Source organism: Providencia sp. PROV040, from assembly GCF_032706145.1.
Lineage (GTDB): Bacteria > Pseudomonadota > Gammaproteobacteria > Enterobacterales > Enterobacteriaceae > Providencia > Providencia hangzhouensis.
In genome coordinates this window covers 680649-698828 of record NZ_CP120530.1, presented here as the reverse complement: position 1 = coordinate 698828, position 18180 = coordinate 680649, and the positions used below count along the sequence as shown (strand labels likewise).

The window sequence follows — 18180 nt, the reverse complement described above, 5'->3', positions numbered from 1 at the left end:
AAAACAAAGTAACTACATATCCACTATAGAAATAAGCCTAAACAAGCTGCTATCGTCCTAAAGAACGATACCTAGAGAGAGGGGAAATAAAATACAACTCGCGAAAAGTACCCATATTTTGAAGGGCAAAAAAAATAATCAAAGTAATATCAATATATAGCAAATAAATTACTCATTAATATATTAATAAACAACTCCCTAAAGATACCAAAAAGCACCAAATCAATATTTATGGGGTTTTCATCAGTTTTAAATACTGTTATCAACTTCACGTTATTAATATGTTTATTTTATGTTAACCGCATTAAGAGGCATGATAATAATTCGATTAATACGCAAGGGAATATGATGACTTCACCATTATTCGAGCCTCATCAACAAACATTAATTGATTGCTGCCTAAATACCATTGCTCATATTATTCCGGTTTCCGCATTGGTGTATTACCTCGTGAATGATCATTGCCAGCCAGATAACTACGTTCTTCATGGGATCTCAGCAAAAATGCACGAAGAATATCTCACTTATTTTCACCAATTAGACCCTTTTCACCCTGACCATTTTCGCAGTGATGACTTACGCTTAGTGAGAATGGATTCTGAAATACGCCAGCAAAATCAGGCTTTTTTCCATGATTTTATGCAGCCAAATAACATGGCTGATATGGCAGAAATATTTATTCGCCGTAAAAATAAAATTATTGCGGGAATTTCGGTGCTGCGAGACAGCCCATTTAGCCAGCAAGAAATCATGCGATTAAATGCTATCTTGCCTGTCGCTGAACTAATGACATTCGATGTGTTACCCGACTCGCTAGTGTCTTATACCCCTAAAGAACAAGAAATCATCCATTTAGTACGGGAAGGCGCAAGTAATAAGCGAATTGCATTATTATTGGGAGTTTCACTATCAACAGTGAAGACCCACTTACGCAATATCTTCACTAAAGCGAATGTGACAAACCGAACCGAGCTTGTATCATCAGGGTTTATCATTCGCCAAGAGAAATGACAATGAATCTAACGGCCACCCGCCGCATCAATAATTGAACCTGTAACATAAGAAGATGCACCACTTAACAGCCATACGATGATTTCAGCAATCTCATGTGGTTCTCCCCCTCTTTTCATCGGTAATTGCGAAGCAACACGGTCAACTCGACCTTCCTCACCGCCATCTTTGTGCATTTGAGTATAAATATAGCCGGGTCGAACGCCATTAACACGTATTCCTACTTCTGCGAGCTCAAGTGACAACCCTTTTGTAATTGAATCTACTGCGCCTTTAGAAGCGGCATAATCAATATATTCCCCTGCTGCACCTAAACGCGCAGCTGCAGATGAAACATTCACAATGGCTTTATCTTTGAATTGATTAAAATGGTAGGCGTGTTTAATAAACTCCCGACAACAAATCAGTAATCCGGTGACATTCGTGGCTAACACCTGATTAATGCGCTCTGCAGTCAGCATCTCTGTATGACACTGCTGAAATAAAATTCCGGCATTATTCACTAAGTAATCTAAGTCACCATATTGTTCTTTGATGGTTGCAAATAATTTAACAACATCATTTTCATCACTGATATCACATTGCAGCGCATTTGCTATCCCCCCCGCAGATTGAATCTCTTGCACAACTTCATCAGCCGCTTGCTGGTGATTTTTATAGTTAATCAGTACATGCATACCAAGGCTGCCCAATTTAATCGCTGTAGCTCGACCAATCCCTCGGCTAGCACCTGTAATCAACACTTTCTTCATACTGTTACCCATAATGAATAATAACGAGCTTTCATCATAACCACGAATAAGCAACGATAGCTATAAAATACAAAAAAAACCGGCACGATGGCCGGGAAATGTTGATTAATTAAATATAAATCGAACACTAATAACGCACCATGACAGATTTTAACTCTGTGTAATACTCAATAAAGGCACTACCAAATTCACGGCCAATACCCGATGATTTAACACCACCAAATGGGACTGCTGGGTCAAGGAAGGTATGCATATTCACCCATACGGTTCCCGCTTCAATGCGCGAAATCATACGCATCGCTTTACTGAGATCATTTGTCCATAAACTCGCAGCTAAACCAAATGGAGTGCTATTCATCATCTCAATAAGTTCTTCTTCATCATCGTAGCTTAAGAAAGTCCCTATTGGCCCAAATGTTTCCTCTTTCATCAATACATCATTTGGGCTATTAGCACGAATAATGGTTGGAGGCACAAAATACCCAGCACCTGCAATGGGCTGACCACCATAAATAATTTCACTGCCATCTTGGCGAGCTTTTTCAAACAGACCTAAGATTTTTTCATAGTGCGCTTTATTTGCCAGCGGCCCCATTTCGGTTGTTTCATCTAATGGAGAACCCACTTTCATCGCAGACAAACGTGTTTTTAGTTCCGCTAATACTTCATCCATCAATTTAGAGGGAATATAGAACCGCTCAGCAGCCGCACAAATTTGTCCTTGATTTAGATATCCCGCTTCAATAATCCCATTAACAATTTTTTCAACCGGTAGGTCAGCTAAGAATGCAGCGCCGTTTTTCCCACCAAGTTCAAGTGTGACTCGGGTTAATTTACCTTCCATCGCTGAGCGCCCTACCGCCAGACCTGTTGGTACTGAACCCGTAAATGTCACTTTAGAACAAAGTGGATGATGAATCAGTGCAGGTCCAACTTCACGACCACCACCATTCACGATATTAATTACACCGTCAGGTACCCCTGCCTCTTTTGCTAATTCCACCACCCTTAGCATAGTTAGCGGGGTAAATTCACTTGGTTTCAACACAATCGTGCAACCGCATGTTAAAGCGGCAGCTAATTTCCAAATGGAAATCATGATCGAAAAATTCCAAGGAATGATACCGGCGACAACGCCAACGGGTTCACGCTGAGTAAATGCAGAATATTTCTCACCATTAAAAGAAGGCAATGAGACATTCAATGTCTCTCCACTGATTTTTGTCGCCCAACCGGCAAAATAACGCAAGAACTGGGCAGATGAGCCCACTTCAAGAAAACGAGATAATTGAATGGTTTTACCTGAACATAACGTCTCTAGCTGGGCTAATTCTTCAAGGTGTTTTTCAAGTAGGTCAGCAAGGCGGTTTAAGCAATTCCCTCTTTCCATTGGTGTGGTATTTGCCCAAACCCCTTTAAATGCAGTATGAGCCGCATCCATTGCGGCATCAACTTCGGCTAAAGTCCCTTCTTTTACTTTAGCAATAACCTGTTCAGTGGCAGGGTTAACAACATCAAAAAAAGTATCGCCCTTGCCAGAAACCGGTAACCCGTTGATAAAATGGCCGTGTTGACGCTTCAAGAACTCGCTGACTTCTGGTAATAGGGTTAACTCACTCATTGTTATCACTCCACTCAATAGAAACTAATTAGGCATTTACACAAGCTAGGTAATGTTTTACGAAGCGTGGTACATCAATTTCCCATAAAACTTCGGTACCTTTCGCAGCAAACCATGTATCACCTTTATGGTATTCAACCGTCACACCGGTTTTCACATCCGTTAACTTCACCGAACCTTCATGGACTGTCGCCATTTCATCAAATGGATACACCATTTTGAACTTACCTTTAGTGCAAGCAAAAATACCACAGGTTAGATTATCCGTTGGTTCACCGTGGATCATCGCAACACTCGCTTGAGGATCGCCTTCAACAACCACAGAACCTAAATTTGTCACGCTACCAATATTTAATAGTTCTGGCAGTGGTTTGTTTAACAGTAATGGACTAATCATAATTTTTTACCTTTAATCGATTTAAATAAACTAGTTAGGCGGATAACGAATTAACGGCGACCTTGCCAATAACCGGATGTTTGATGCATTATTTTTGCCAGTGAAACAATCACATTACGCATGCTATCTTTACCAATAATATTGGCGTGCGGGATAGAACTCATTAAGTCATAACGATGAGAACCTTCTACCATCCCTTCAGCCAGAACTTTGCACACAATCTGGCTAGGCGTAACACCAAAACCTGAATAGCCCTGCGCATAAAACACATTTTTATGTTGTGGTAATGAACCAATTTGTGGAAATAAATTTGCACTACATGCCATTGGTCCACCCCAAGCTAATTCAATTTTGACATCTTTGAGATAGGGAAAGACTTTTAGCATTAGGTTACGATTCCATGCTTTAAGGTCAGATGGAATGTATTCAAGAAAATGCGTTGAACTGCCGAATAAGAGGCGATTTTCATTCGTCACTCGGTAGTAATCAATAACTGGACGAATATCACTATAAGCACCACGGATTGGGCTAATTTGCTCGATCAATTCATCAGGCAGCTCTTCCGTCATTAATTGATATGCATAAGTATTAATGGTCTTAGGGTAAATCGTCGGCTCAAGGCCATTTAAAAATGAATCACAAGCCCACAGCATTTTTTGTGCTTTGACCGTTCCCATCGCAGTTCTAACCTTGATGGTATTACCATACTCAACATTTAATACTTGGCTATTCTCAAATATTTTAGCGCCATATATTTCACTAACCGCTTTCGCTTCACCTAACAATAAGTTCAATGAATGTACATGCCCACCGCCCATGTGTTTGATACCACAGGTATAAGCATCAGAACCAATAATCTGTTTTAGCTCTGAACCACTGTAAAATTCAATTTCTTCCTCAGGATCGACAGACTTGAAATCTTTTAGCCAACTACGCAAAGTCTTTTCTTGGCGCTTATTGCTTCCTAAGTATGCATAACCACGGCAAAAGTCTGCATCAATATCATATTTAGCGATGCGATCACGCATGATCCCTGCGCCCATATTACTGAGTTTAAAAATTGTTTCTAAACCCTCTGGCCCGACATATTTTTTAATTGCATCGATATCATGACCAATACCCGCCATCACTTGGCCGCCATTACGCCCTGAGCCACCGTAGCCAAGATGCCGTCCTTCCAAAATAGCGATATTGGTAATCCCTTTCTCACACAACTCAAGTGCGGTATGGATCCCAGAAAAGCCGCCACCAATAATCACGACGTCAACATCAAGATCTTCCTTTAATGTAGGAAAACGTAAGTCATATTTCTTAGTCGCAGCATAGTAAGTCAATGATTCTACTTGGTTATTCATTATGGATACCCTGTTTAGTATCTTTCGATAGCCTGATTATCTTAACCTTACATTAACAATTACATATCCCTTTAGGGATATTCGAAACATAAAGTTAACAATTGTGATGCAAGTAGAATATTTAAATAATAATAAAATTTATAAAATCAAAAAATATAAGATTATAAACAATTAGTTATATAACCATTACCATATTAATAATGATGATTATTAATTGAATTTTAGTTTATTAAGATCATCTAGACAAAAACAAAAAAATAACGCAGCAATAAAAAAGATAATAGCCATAAAACACTTTTAAATCATTAGGTTAAAATAAATATAAAAACACATTATACTTAGCTTAACCTATTCATTAATAAGTTAAATAATTCAACCTGTGAATTAATACTTAATTTTTGATAGATATTCTTACGGTGATTTTTCACTGTCCCTAAACTAATGAAAAGTGCCTGTGCAATTTGTGGTGAACCTTTGCCCGCTAAGATTAATTCGACAACTTCACACTCTCTCGGTGTTAACCCAAATCGTGTTTGCATGTCTGTATTTTGGTAGTGATTCGACACCGAAGAAGGAGAAACATCTTTATGAAGTTTGACCATGCTACGAATGATATCGAAGGCATCTTTAAGTGGCGCTTGCGTATATTTTTCCGAGAAAAAAGGCCTATCTTCATTACCAAAAAAAATACCTAACTGCCTATTAGTTGAAATATCTAACAGCAACCCTGCCTCATCGCACCACCCTGTTTTACGATAAAAATTGAGATAATAGTCCGTATGATAAAATCCTTTAGGTGCGAGTTCTTTTAGTGTTAATACTTTAGAAGCCCCGCCTTTTTGGATTTCTTGGTAGAATGGGTCCATTAAATAAGCACCTCGTTGATAGATTCTGTTAATACTATCGCTATTACGGCGCTCTACTTTGGAAAGAAATCGAGGTGGAGCTCCTTTTTCAAAGGAGTAAACAATCGCATTATCGAATGCAATAAGTGAAGACAACCATGATAATAAATTAGGATAAAACTGATTAGTTGCAACAGAATCAATAACATCAGGTAATCTTTCTAGATAGTTCTCCATTCTGCCTCCTCAATCATTAAGTCGTTAATAAAACCATCTGGGCGGTTTCATTTATATTGCTTAAAACTACATAAAGAACACATTATCTTTATAAACTCAACACGATTGTTATTAATATGTTAATCACATCACTCTCCATTAGTAACCCTAATGAATAATTTCATTACATTAGTATTCACAAAAATAGAACTTACATCACATAAAAATAAATATATCCATATATTATGTCAATTAAACGTAAATAACCTAATAAATGGAGAAATAATGTCTAACAATAAAATTATTATCGATTGTGACCCCGGCCATGATGATGCAATGGCAATTTTCTTAGCATTAGGCAATTCAAATATAGAGTTACTTGCGGTAACTACAGTCGTCGGAAACCAAACATTAGATAAAGTTACTCATAACGCACGCGCAATTATGGAATTCGTTAGTGCAAATGATATCCCTATCGCCGCAGGTTGCTCTAGGCCACTAGTGAGAACAATACAGACTGCGCCAGAAGTTCATGGTACAACAGGCCTTGACGGTACTCATCTCCCCGACCCCAAGCTCCCTATTGATCAGCGCCATGCTGTTGACCTAATTATTGATACACTCAAATCACATCCGCCTAAAACAATTACTCTCGTTCCTATTGGGGGGCTAACAAATATTGCTTTGGCAGTGAGAAAAGCACCTGAAATTGTAGAATTAGTAAAAGAAGTTGTTTTAATGGGAGGAGGCTACCATACAGGCAATCGAACTGCAGTCGCTGAATTCAATATCCTTATAGACCCTGAGGCTGCTCATATTGTGTTTAATGAAACTTGGCCTATCACTATGATTGGGTTAGATCTTACACATCAAGCAAGGCCAGACGACCAAATAATGAAAACCATTGCAGCGTTAAACACACCTGTAAGTGATTTTGTTGTTGAATCCCTAAATTACTACACTGCAGGTTACCGCAGACGTAATGGCTATACTAACCATGCCCCTGTCCACGACCTATGTGCTGTTGCTTATGTTATCGACCCATCCATAATGGAAACGATTAAAGCTCCGATTGATATCGAACTGCAAGGTGCTTTAACAACGGGTATGACGGTGACTGACTTTCGCCACCCCGCTAAAGCAGATTGCCACACGCAAGTCGCTACAAAGTTAGATAACCCAAAGTTATGGGATATGTTTATTGCTTCTCTAAAGCAATTAGCAAAATAGAAACAAAAAAGGTAGCCTATAAAAATAGCTACCTTTTCAGTAAATTATGATTTGGTAATTTCTTTTAGTTTTGTGTAACGTCTAATTAATCGCCATTTTAATTTTACTGTAGTTGCATGCGCCCACACAATTTGCCAATAACCCTTATCAAAAAATAGTTGTACCATTTCCTTCTGTACATCTGGTGATTTGATGGCTAATAGCGCTTGAATCACCCCTAAGCCTTCCTTTCCTACCTGCCATAAACAAGCAGGGGCTTGCTTAACTTGTTCAGGATAACGCTGGTAAATATTTAACAGCATATCAATAATCTTCAAATAGGTTTTTATCTTACGGACTGAGCGCTCATCACCACTCAATGAGTGTGAAACAGATTGGTTATGGATTAAATATCGATAGTATTGTTCATTAATAAATTGCACGCGCTTTGCTACGAGCAACACTTCTGTTGTCCAAGGAATGTCTTGGTGATGCAATTTGGGCTCAAAGAAAAATTTGTGTTGGCGCAACATGTCTAAACGATATAAATTCAGCCAAGTTACATGCAAAAACTTGCGTGAACTTAAGCCAATTTCAAGCCACTCAGGGCCTGAAATCACCCCAGTTGACGGGACTTTATTCGGTGGGAAAATTGCCTTTGGAGCATCGCCATTAGTATAAACATAAGTCCCATTACAAGTTGCAACATCGAGGTCATTTGATAATGCGATTTCTAATAAACGTCCGTACATTTGTGGGCTAATTTCATCATCAATATCAGGAAATGTAATGTATTTTCCCGTAGCCTCAGCCATCCCCGTATTACGAGCAACTGAGACACCTTGGTTTTCTTGATAAAGCACTTTCAAATGTACAAATTTATCTGCATAAGACTTAATGATATCTTCACTTTTATCTTTAGAGCCGTCATTTACAACGATCAGCTCCCAATTTTCTAGCTTTTGCGCAATTAAGCTATCAAAAAACTGAGGTAAAAATTTTTCACCATTATATACAGCAACGACAATACTCAAAACTGGCTGAGAAGACATGTATTAACCCTATACCTATCTATTAAAATTTATTTATAAACTAAATAATTAAACCGAATATAAAGTAAAATAGCAGATAGCAATATGTTACTTTACTAAAATTAATAAGTTAGAAAAGAAAAAACCATATTGGTTCCACTGTCATAAAAATTTAATAATTCAAAATTCAGACTTATCAGTTGCAGTGGAATTATCTTATTTGTACATATGGTTTATGTTGTAGTGAACTAATTATCCATTAACTGACCTAATAAACATTAATGACACCTTAAAAAATATTGAGGATACCCTTGTGGCTGGAAGTAGCTTACTCACATTACTTGATGATATTGCCGCTGTACTAGACGATGTTTCCGTCATGACGAAAATGGCTGCCAAAAAAACCTCTGGGGTTTTAGGTGATGACCTCGCGCTAAACGCCCAGCAAGTCACAGGTGTTCGTGCAGATAGAGAGATTCCTGTTGTTTGGTCCGTTGCTAAAGGGTCATTTATTAATAAATTAATACTTGTTCCTTTAGCGTTATTAATCAGTGCCTTTCTTCCTTGGGCTATCACACCACTACTTATGATTGGTGGAGCCTACCTTTGTTTTGAAGGCGCAGAAAAAATAACTCATAAGCTCTTGCATTCTAACGTAAAAGATACTGTTTCCCAAAATCAATTACAGTTATCAGAAGAACAACTTAAGGAATTTGAAAGTAAAAAAATCAAAGGGGCTATTCGTACTGATTTTGTTTTATCAGCCGAAATTATTGCCATCACACTAGGTATTGTTTCCACTACCACTTTTATCAACCAAGTGGCCGTACTCTCTATCATTGCTATCGTAATGACTATTGGTGTATATGGCTTAGTTGCAGGGATTGTCAAATTAGATGACTTAGGCTTTTATTTACAGAAGAAAACCTCTTCTTTATTAAAAAAATGTGGTAATTCATTAATTTATGCTACTCCTTATCTGATGAAAACATTATCTGTTGTAGGGACTGCCGCGATGTTTATGGTCGGTGGTGGTATTCTAACCCACGGTATCAGCTATATTTCAGAATGGATCACCGAAATATCCTTTACAGCAACCTTAACGCCTATCATTGGCAGTACTATGCAGTTTATCTTACCAACTATAATTAATTTATTTTTTGGGCTAGTAACAGGCCTAATCCTTGTTGCGATAATCTCACTATTCAAAAAATTAAAAAAAGCTTAAAACAAAAAGGTAGCTCTATCGATTAGAGCTACCTCTCTTTCTATCATTGATATGATTATCAAAGACACTTTCGATGTATATTATTTTACATATTGATTTACTTCGATATTTAAACTGATCTAAATCAAAAGAAACTCATCTTTAATTTACGCTATAATACGTAAACCTATTTCCAGTCAAACCAAATTTAATCTTATATATCAATAAATAAAAGCATAAAACTTAAAGAAAAATTTTATTTTTTATTATCTATATCGTTATAGATCCAGAAAATTACTACCAAAGTAGTATATTTAATATTCGACCCTTTATGAACAATACGAGAAATATGCATTTTAAGTTCGCTAGCGCTACTCTTTAAGGAAGTGACACATGCCCACACTGTATCGTCGATTTTCAATTATTAACCAAGTGATCGGCCTTATGCTACTTATTGCGATCTTAGGAATTATTGGGATGACGATTTCCAATCGAATGATTTTAAGTGTGCAGGGTAACGCTCATGCAATAAATAAATCTGGTTCACTACGAATGCAGAGCTACAGATTGCTTTCTCTAGTCCCTTTAAATACCCAGAATCAGCGTTATCTCGATGCATTAGAATCTGACCTCATCAGCCCAGAGCTGACTCAAGTTGTAAAGATCGAAAATTTAACGCCTCAATTTGATGAACTCTACAATTATTGGTTACATATCTTAAAACCCTCATTAATGGAAGCAAATGCACCTAACGATGCAAGATACGAAGTTATATCATTTGTAAGTAAACTAGATGAATTAGTTCATAACATTGATGAGAAAACGGAAAGAAAGATTGCTTATGTTGCCATGACACAACTGATTTTTATCAGTTTAGTATTCTTATTACTGATGGGAACTATCTGGCACCTGAGAAGAAAAATTTATTACCCATGGGTTAAATTATTATCAATGGTCAATGCAATTGGACGAAAAGATTTTAGCCAACGCTACCCTAAAAATAATAGGCAAGATGAATTAAATGCGCTAGGAGAAACTCTGAACCAGATGTCAGATGAATTAGCGCTAAGTTATCATCAGCTTGAAGAAAGAGTCGCAGAAAAAACTGCAGACTTAATCACAAAAAATAAGGTGTTATCTTATTTATATCAATCAAACCAAATCCTTCATTCCTCGGATCCCCTCTACTTGCGATTACAAAAAGTTCTTATTGAACTAGAAAACATTACCATACTCAAAAATCTGAGTTTACGGTTGTATGAAGAAAGCAATGAAGCATATTTTCATGAAATATGCTGCCATTCAACCGGATTATCTGAAGCAAATACAAAGCAACTAAAACAACAAGTCACAACCGAGAAACCTCTTAGCTTGCAATGGGATTTATCAGACAATATGCATCGTTATGGCATTATTATTGGTGAGATTGAAGATAATCAAATACTTTCAGATGAACAAAACAATCTCGTTTCTGTTTTAGCAAAACAAATTTCTGGCATGTTAGCAATGGAACACCAAATAGAACAACAGCAACAGTTGCTTATCATGGATGAACGTTCTGCTATTGCCAGAGAACTTCATGACTCTATCGCCCAGTCTCTATCTTGCTTGAAGATGCAAATTAGTTACCTGCAATTACAACCTGATCCATTACCAGAAAAGCCACAACAGTTGTTAACGGAAATGCGTAGCGAGATTAATACCGCATATAGTCAATTGAGAGAGCTATTAACCACATTTAGGCTTAAACTAACGGAACCAGGTCTGCTTCCCTCATTAGAAAGTACCATTAATGAATTTAGCGAACGTATGGGGTATAAAATAGACTTAAATTACGACCTACCCGCAAAAAGTATTTCACCGCATCAATCTATTCATATTATACAAATAGTCCGAGAAGCATTAACCAATATTTTAAAACATGCTAATGCAAAATGGGCTGAGGTTTCATTAAACCAGTATGATGGTATTGTGACTATTACAATTACTGACGATGGTACAGGGATCACGTCAAATACTGATAAACTTAATCATTATGGGCTTATTATTATGAGAGAAAGAGCATTAAGCCTTAATGGCAACTGTTGTATTACACCTAGGCCTCAAGGTGGAACAGAGGTAAAAGTTACCTTCCCTTTATCTGACGCTTAACATACCGGAAAAATCATCTATGGAAAATACAAATATAGTGAACGAAAAATCAACCATTCTACTTATTGATGATCATCCGATGCTAAGAAATGGAGTCAAACAATTGATTAGTTTGGAACCTTCATTACAAGTTATCGGTGAGGCGGGAGATGGTAAAACAGGTATCCAAATCGCTGAAGAGCAAGATCCTGACCTTATCTTACTGGATCTCAACATGCCAGGTATGAATGGTTTTGAAACTCTCGATGAACTCAGGAAGCGAGAGTTGTCAGGTAGAATTATTCTTTTTACCGTTTCTAACTATAGTGATGATTTAGTCAATGCACTAAAAAGAGGTGCCGATGGTTATTTACTAAAAGATATGGAGCCTGAAGAGCTTATCGTAGCCCTTAAAGAAGCAGCAAGCGGTAAGTTAGTTGTCAGCCCAACATTAGCATCTGTACTTGCTGAATCACTAAGAGATAACACCACACAGGATGACAATAATATTGCTTCATTGACACCAAGAGAAGCCGATATTTTAGAACTGATCTCTCAGGGTTTATCAAATAAAATGATAGCTCGTAAACTAGATATTGCAGAAAGCACAGTAAAAGTACATGTTAAACATTTACTTAAAAAACTCAATTTAAAATCAAGGGTCGAAGCTGCAGTTTGGGTTTTACAACAAAAATAATTTTATACTCGCAGCTATATAACCTTATGATAGCTGCGAGTAAAAAATAATTATATTCATTAGTAAATAGCTCTAATATGCAAACTTATATTTTTAATTATACTAAACTACTGAAATCATTTTTATGAAGGAAAATAATATAAATGGAAGATGAATTAATTTTAGTAAATGAACATGATGAACCTATTGGTGTTATGCCTAAATTATTGGCGCATCAACTCGGTCATCTTCACCGAGCATTTTCAGTATTTATTTTTAATGAGCAAAACGAGCTACTGATTCAACAGAGAGCTCTTCATAAATATCATTCAGCTGGGCAATGGGCAAATTCTTGCTGTAGCCATCCTAAACCTAATGAAGATACTCAGAAAGCCGCTGAACGTAGACTTCAAGAGGAGCTAGGCTTTGCCACTCCATTAACGCATATAGGTTCCTTAATTTATAAAGCTGATGTTCAGGGAGGATTAATTGAACATGAGTATGACCATATCTTTATTGGACATTATAACAAGAATATCCAACCAAATAGAGAAGAAGTCTCATCTATAAGGTGGGTAAATCTTACTCAATTAAAACAAGAGATCCTTCTTAATCCTGAAATTTTCACACCGTGGTTTAAAAAAATATTAGAAGAATTTCCTTTATCAGATTTCAAATAAATGTATTTTATCACATTTTATTTATAACTTAATTTTCTCACCTTGCATTTTAATTATAAAAATATTTATCTAAACCTAGAAATATCATAAAAATACATTATAGAGGAAATTAATTAATAATAGCACTAGTTTAATTTCAGGGTAGAAGCATGATAAATTTGTTAATATTTAATATTTAATATTTCACCACCCTCAATAATAAATATTATCCTTAACTTTAACTTATCAAATACATTCTATTTATCAGTAAACTTCCCTTATATTATCCTATTTATATAATAAGTAATCATATAAAATTCACTACAACCTTGTTCACTATATTTTTTGATTCTACTACCAGATATCGTTTAATTACCATACCAAATGAGTTGTTACTCACTACTTTATATCTGCTAAATACATTCCCCACATCAATACATTAGCAATAAATTACCTATTCTATGGTATACAATGCTATGTATTTAAACGTCCAACTCCCCATCACTAGTGAGCTGTTACTCACTACTTTATATCTGCTAGAGACATTCCCCATTTCAATACATTAGCAATAAATTACCTATTCTATGGTATACAATGAATGCTATGTATTTAAACGTCCAACTCCCCATCACTAGTGAGCTATTACTCACTACTTTGCATTCACAATATCCATTCAGCACACCAATACAACCGCTCCCCCTCCATTGCTTCTCCTAACTCCTGCCATCTCACCATCACTAGCAGCCACCATCCCCTTCAACAAGTGAGTTGTTACTTACTACTTTGCATTTAGAATATCTATTCGTCACACTAATACAACCGCTTCTCCCCCATTGCTTCTCCTAACTCCTACCATCCGACCATCAGCAGCAGCCAACGTCCCTTTCAACAAGTGAGTTGTTACTGACTACTTTATGTTTATTAATCGCATCCATCATTTAAATACAAGGAACTGAGTTTTTCCTCCTACCCACCTCGTCCCGGTCAAAAGAGAGGTGAGTTGTTACTGACTTCTTTGATTCAAGCGATGTCATTCATCACCGTGATGGGGAAACACCCAATCCACAATATTTATTTGATTTTATTAAAATTCCGCTACCCTAAACAACCTGTGAGCTGTTACTCACTACTTTGCATCACACACTCTCATTAATGATGGTGATAGATAGAGAGAGCCCTAAAAATAGCTAAAAGAGATGAAGAGGGGATTAAAATTAGGGGCTAAAACATTAAGGAACTAAGGAACTCAGGAACTGAGGAACTAAAACTTAGGCACCCCACCTAACCTCAACATTCACTGTTTTTCTTTTTTTCTCCAAACGCAAAAAAGCCACCCGATGGGTGGCTTTCTCACTAATTTAATGTCTGGCAGTTCCCTACTCTCACATGGGGAGACCCCACACTACCATCGGCGCTACGGCGTTTCACTGCTGAGTTCGGCATGGGGTCAGGTGGGACCACCGCGCTATTGCCGCCAGACAAATTCTGTTTTGTTCCCGTTTAATTTGGTTTTCACCTTCCTTAAACCAGAACCTCAATCTCAAACAAGCTGCGTGTCCTTCACCTTGCGGCTTCTCACTTCTCGAAAACAACTCAATCTCTCTAAAACACCTTCGGTGTTGTCAGGTTAAGCCTCACGGTTCATTAGTATTGGTTAGCTCAACGTATCGCTACGCTTACACACCCAACCTATCAACGTCTTAGTCTTAAACGTTCCTTTAGGACCCTTTAAGGGTCAGGGAAGACTCATCTCAAGGCAAGTTTCCCGCTTAGATGCTTTCAGCGGTTATCTCTTCCGCACTTAGCTACCGGGCAATGCCATTGGCATGACAACCCGAACACCAGTGGTGCGTCCACTCCGGTCCTCTCGTACTAGGAGCAGCCCCTTTCAATCTTCCAACGCCCACGGCAGATAGGGACCGAACTGTCTCACGACGTTCTAAACCCAGCTCGCGTACCACTTTAAACGGCGAACAGCCGTACCCTTGGGACCTACTTCAGCCCCAGGATGTGATGAGCCGACATCGAGGTGCCAAACACCGCCGTCGATATGAACTCTTGGGCGGTATCAGCCTGTTATCCCCGGAGTACCTTTTATCCGTTGAGCGATGGCCCTTCCATTCAGAACCACCGGATCACTAAGACCTACTTTCGTACCTGCTCGAGCCGTCACTCTCGCAGTCAAGCTGGCTTATGCCTTTGCACTAACCGCATGATGTCCGACCATGCTTAGCCAACCTTCGTGCTCCTCCGTTACTCTTTGGGAGGAGACCGCCCCAGTCAAACTACCCACCAGACACTGTCCGCACCCCAGATAATGGGGCAACGTTAGAACATCAAACATTAAAGGGTGGTATTTCAAGGTTGGCTCCACGCAGACTGGCGTCCACGCTTCAAAGCCTCCCACCTATCCTACACATCAAGGCTCAATGTTCAGTGTCAAGCTATAGTAAAGGTTCACGGGGTCTTTCCGTCTTGCCGCGGGTACACTGCATCTTCACAGCGAGTTCAATTTCACTGAGTCTCGGGTGGAGACAGCCTGGCCATCATTACGCCATTCGTGCAGGTCGGAACTTACCCGACAAGGAATTTCGCTACCTTAGGACCGTTATAGTTACGGCCGCCGTTTACTGGGGCTTCGATCAAGAGCTTCTCCTTACGGATAACCCCATCAATTAACCTTCCAGCACCGGGCAGGCGTCACACCGTATACGTCCACTTTCGTGTTTGCACAGTGCTGTGTTTTTAATAAACAGTTGCAGCCAGCTGGTATCTGCGACTGGCTTCAGCTCCATGAGTAAATCACTTCACCTAATGCCAGCGTGCCTTCTCCCGAAGTTACGGCACCATTTTGCCTAGTTCCTTCACCCGAGTTCTCTCAAGCGCCTGAGTATTCTCTACCTGACCACCTGTGTCGGTTTGGGGTACGATTAATGATAATCTAGAGCTTAGAGGCTTTTCCTGGAAGCGGGGCATGAGCTACTTCATCACCGTAGTGACTCGTCGTCGGACCTCAGCATATAGTGAACCGGATTTGCCTAATTCACCTGCCTACATCCTTAAACCGGGACAACCGTCGCCCGGATAGCCTAGCCTTCTCCGTCCCCCCATCGCAATTATCACCAGTACGGGAATATTAACCCGTTTCCCATCGACTACGCATTTCTGCCTCGCCTTAGGGGTCGACTCACCCTGCCCCGATTAACGTTGGACAGGAACCCTTGGTCTTCCGGCGTGCGGGTTTTTCACCCGCATTATCGTTACTTATGTCAGCATTCGCACTTCTGATACCTCCAGCATGCCTCACAGCACACCTTCACAGGCTTACAGAACGCTCCCCTACCCAACAATATTTACATATCGCTGCCGCAGCTTCGGTGCATAGTTTAGCCCCGTTACATCTTCCGCGCAGGCCGACTCGACCAGTGAGCTATTACGCTTTCTTTAAATGATGGCTGCTTCTAAGCCAACATCCTGGCTGTCTGAGCCTTCCCACTTCGTTTCCCACTTAACTATGACTTTGGGACCTTAGCTGGCGGTCTGGGTTGTTTCCCTCTTCACGACGAACGTTAGCACCCGCCATGTGTCTCCCGTGATAACATTCTTCGGTATTCGTAGTTTGCATCGAGTTGGTAAGTCGGGATGACCCCCTAGTCGAAACAGTGCTCTACCCCCGAAGATGAGTTCACGAGGCGCTACCTAAATAGCTTTCGGGGAGAACCAGCTATCTCCCGGTTTGATTGGCCTTTCACCCCCAGCCACAAGTCATCCGCTAATTTTTCAACATTAGTCGGTTCGGTCCTCCAGTTTAGTGTTACCCAACCTTCAACCTGCCCATGGCTAGATCACCGGGTTTCGGGTCTATACCCTGCAACTTATTCGCCCAGTTAAGACTCGGTTTCCCTACGGCTCCCCTATACGGTTAACCTTGCTACAGAATATAAGTCGCTGACCCATTATACAAAAGGTACGCAGTCACCCTGATAAATCAAGGCTCCCACTGCTTGTACGTACACGGTTTCAGGTTCTATTTCACTCCCCTCGCCGGGGTTCTTTTCGCCTTTCCCTCACGGTACTGGTTCACTATCGGTCAATCAGGAGTATTTAGCCTTGGAGGATGGTCCCCCCATATTCAGACAGGATAACACGTGTCCCGCCCTACTCGTCGAGTTCACAACACTAACACCTTCGGATACGGGCTATCACCCTTTACTGCCGGACTTTCCAGACCGTTCTCCTGATGCTAATGCTGATTAAGACTCTGGGCTGCTCCCCGTTCGCTCGCCGCTACTAGGGGAATCTCGGTTGATTTCTTTTCCTCGGGGTACTGAGATGTTTCAGTTCCCCCGGTTCGCTTCGTTTGACTATGTATTCATCAAACGATAGTGCAACGAATTGCACTGGGTTTCCCCATTCGGAAATCGTCGGTTGTAACGGTTCATATCACCTTACCGACGCTTATCGCAGATTAGCACGTCCTTCATCGCCTCTGATTGCCTAGGCATCCACCGTGTACGCTTAGTCGCTTAACCTCACAACCCGAAATTGTTTCAACGTTCACCTTACTGTCATGGCTGTGCGTGCATTCCTTCTTTGTTGGGCAGTGCTCGCAATGCTCACATACTTATGTATGCTGTGCTTGCTGTGCGCTGGCCGCCGCGAAGGACTGACTGCTCGCTCATGCCACTCGCTAAAGTGACCGAAAATTTCAGGTCTGAAATTTTGAGAGACTCTCACATTGTTTAAGCGATAAACAATGTGCGTTGTTTTCAATTTTCAGCTTGTTCCAGATTGTTAAAGAGCATAATTGTTAAACCAACTACAATATAATTGGCTTAATCATTATTGGGGACATCGTCTTTCACTCGATATCGGCGCAATTGGCGTCCCCTAGGGGATTCGAACCCCTGTTACCGCCGTGAAAGGGCGGTGTCCTAGGCCTCTAGACGAAGGGGACACAAGATATTGCACATACTGCTGCGGTATCTCATGTAAGTCCTATTCTCTCGAATAAGTCTCCCACGTATAGCCTATTGCTCTACTTTCTATCAGACAATCTGTGTGAGCACTT

The 18180-nt window shown here is 39.7% G+C and carries 12 protein-coding genes, 1 tRNA gene and 2 rRNA genes; 6 read left to right on the top strand and 9 right to left on the bottom strand.

Going from position 1 to position 18180, the window contains the following annotated elements; genetic code table 11:
• Positions 1 to 348: 348 nt before the first annotated feature.
• The gene (locus P3L40_RS03020; RefSeq protein WP_210853540.1) at positions 349 to 1011 is read left to right on the top strand and encodes a helix-turn-helix transcriptional regulator; all 663 of its coding nucleotides are present in this window, start codon (positions 349 to 351) and stop codon (positions 1009 to 1011) included.
• 8 nt (positions 1012 to 1019) lie between these two features.
• Here the strand turns inward: P3L40_RS03020 and P3L40_RS03015 are convergent, their stop codons facing one another.
• From P3L40_RS03015 to P3L40_RS02995, 5 genes are all read right to left on the bottom strand, one after another.
• A complete protein-coding gene (locus P3L40_RS03015) occupies positions 1020 to 1763 on the bottom strand; it encodes an SDR family oxidoreductase (protein WP_136134487.1) in 744 nt (247 codons plus the stop codon).
• A gap of 127 nt (positions 1764 to 1890) precedes the next feature.
• Positions 1891 to 3384, bottom strand: a complete 1494-nt coding sequence (locus tag P3L40_RS03010) for an aldehyde dehydrogenase family protein (RefSeq protein ID WP_094962714.1) — start codon at positions 3382 to 3384, stop codon at positions 1891 to 1893.
• A 28-nt stretch (positions 3385 to 3412) separates the two neighbouring features.
• Positions 3413 to 3781 (bottom strand): cupin domain-containing protein, encoded by a 369-nt coding sequence (locus P3L40_RS03005; protein ID WP_004905783.1) that lies wholly within the window; start codon positions 3779 to 3781, stop codon positions 3413 to 3415.
• A 50-nt stretch (positions 3782 to 3831) separates the two neighbouring features.
• Positions 3832 to 5136: an NAD(P)/FAD-dependent oxidoreductase gene (locus tag P3L40_RS03000; RefSeq protein ID WP_004905784.1), complete on the bottom strand. Its 1305-nt coding sequence runs from the start codon at positions 5134 to 5136 to the stop codon at positions 3832 to 3834.
• A 338-nt stretch (positions 5137 to 5474) separates the two neighbouring features.
• Positions 5475 to 6218 carry a helix-turn-helix transcriptional regulator gene (locus P3L40_RS02995; RefSeq protein ID WP_004905785.1) on the bottom strand — a complete coding sequence of 248 codons (744 nt, stop codon included), beginning with the start codon at positions 6216 to 6218 and terminating at the stop codon, positions 5475 to 5477.
• Positions 6219 to 6482: 264 nt separating this feature from the next.
• On the opposite strand from P3L40_RS02995, the gene P3L40_RS02990 reads away from it, so the two are divergent.
• A complete protein-coding gene (locus tag P3L40_RS02990) occupies positions 6483 to 7427 on the top strand; it encodes a nucleoside hydrolase (protein ID WP_036958571.1) in 945 nt (314 codons plus the stop codon).
• 44 nt (positions 7428 to 7471) lie between these two features.
• On the opposite strand, the gene P3L40_RS02985 is transcribed toward P3L40_RS02990, so the two are convergent.
• Positions 7472 to 8458 carry a glycosyltransferase gene (locus P3L40_RS02985; protein WP_004905787.1) on the bottom strand — a complete coding sequence of 329 codons (987 nt, stop codon included), beginning with the start codon at positions 8456 to 8458 and terminating at the stop codon, positions 7472 to 7474.
• 292 nt (positions 8459 to 8750) lie between these two features.
• Between P3L40_RS02985 and P3L40_RS02980 the strand changes: the two genes are divergently transcribed.
• The 4 genes from P3L40_RS02980 (at position 8751) to idi (ending at position 13130) form a co-directional block, all read left to right on the top strand.
• Positions 8751 to 9665 carry a DUF808 domain-containing protein gene (locus P3L40_RS02980; protein WP_196732393.1) on the top strand — a complete coding sequence of 305 codons (915 nt, stop codon included), beginning with the start codon at positions 8751 to 8753 and terminating at the stop codon, positions 9663 to 9665.
• Between the two features lie 372 nt (positions 9666 to 10037).
• Positions 10038 to 11795: a nitrate/nitrite two-component system sensor histidine kinase NarX gene (narX, locus tag P3L40_RS02975; protein ID WP_036958572.1), complete on the top strand. Its 1758-nt coding sequence runs from the start codon at positions 10038 to 10040 to the stop codon at positions 11793 to 11795.
• 19 nt (positions 11796 to 11814) lie between these two features.
• Positions 11815 to 12471, top strand: coding sequence for a two-component system response regulator NarL (gene narL, locus P3L40_RS02970; RefSeq protein WP_004905790.1), 657 nt, complete (start codon positions 11815 to 11817; stop codon positions 12469 to 12471).
• Between the two features lie 143 nt (positions 12472 to 12614).
• On the top strand, positions 12615 to 13130 hold the full coding sequence (gene idi, locus P3L40_RS02965; RefSeq protein WP_004905791.1) for an isopentenyl-diphosphate Delta-isomerase: 516 nt from the start codon (positions 12615 to 12617) through the stop codon (positions 13128 to 13130).
• A gap of 1342 nt (positions 13131 to 14472) precedes the next feature.
• Here idi and rrf read toward each other — a convergent pair.
• The 3 genes from rrf to P3L40_RS02950 all read right to left on the bottom strand — a co-directional run bounded on the left by rrf (position 14473) and on the right by P3L40_RS02950 (position 18066).
• A 5S ribosomal RNA gene (rrf, locus tag P3L40_RS02960) occupies positions 14473 to 14588 on the bottom strand.
• Between the two features lie 144 nt (positions 14589 to 14732).
• Positions 14733 to 17641 (bottom strand): 23S ribosomal RNA (locus tag P3L40_RS02955).
• A gap of 349 nt (positions 17642 to 17990) precedes the next feature.
• A tRNA-Glu gene (locus P3L40_RS02950) sits at positions 17991 to 18066 on the bottom strand.
• Positions 18067 to 18180: the final 114 nt, after the last annotated feature.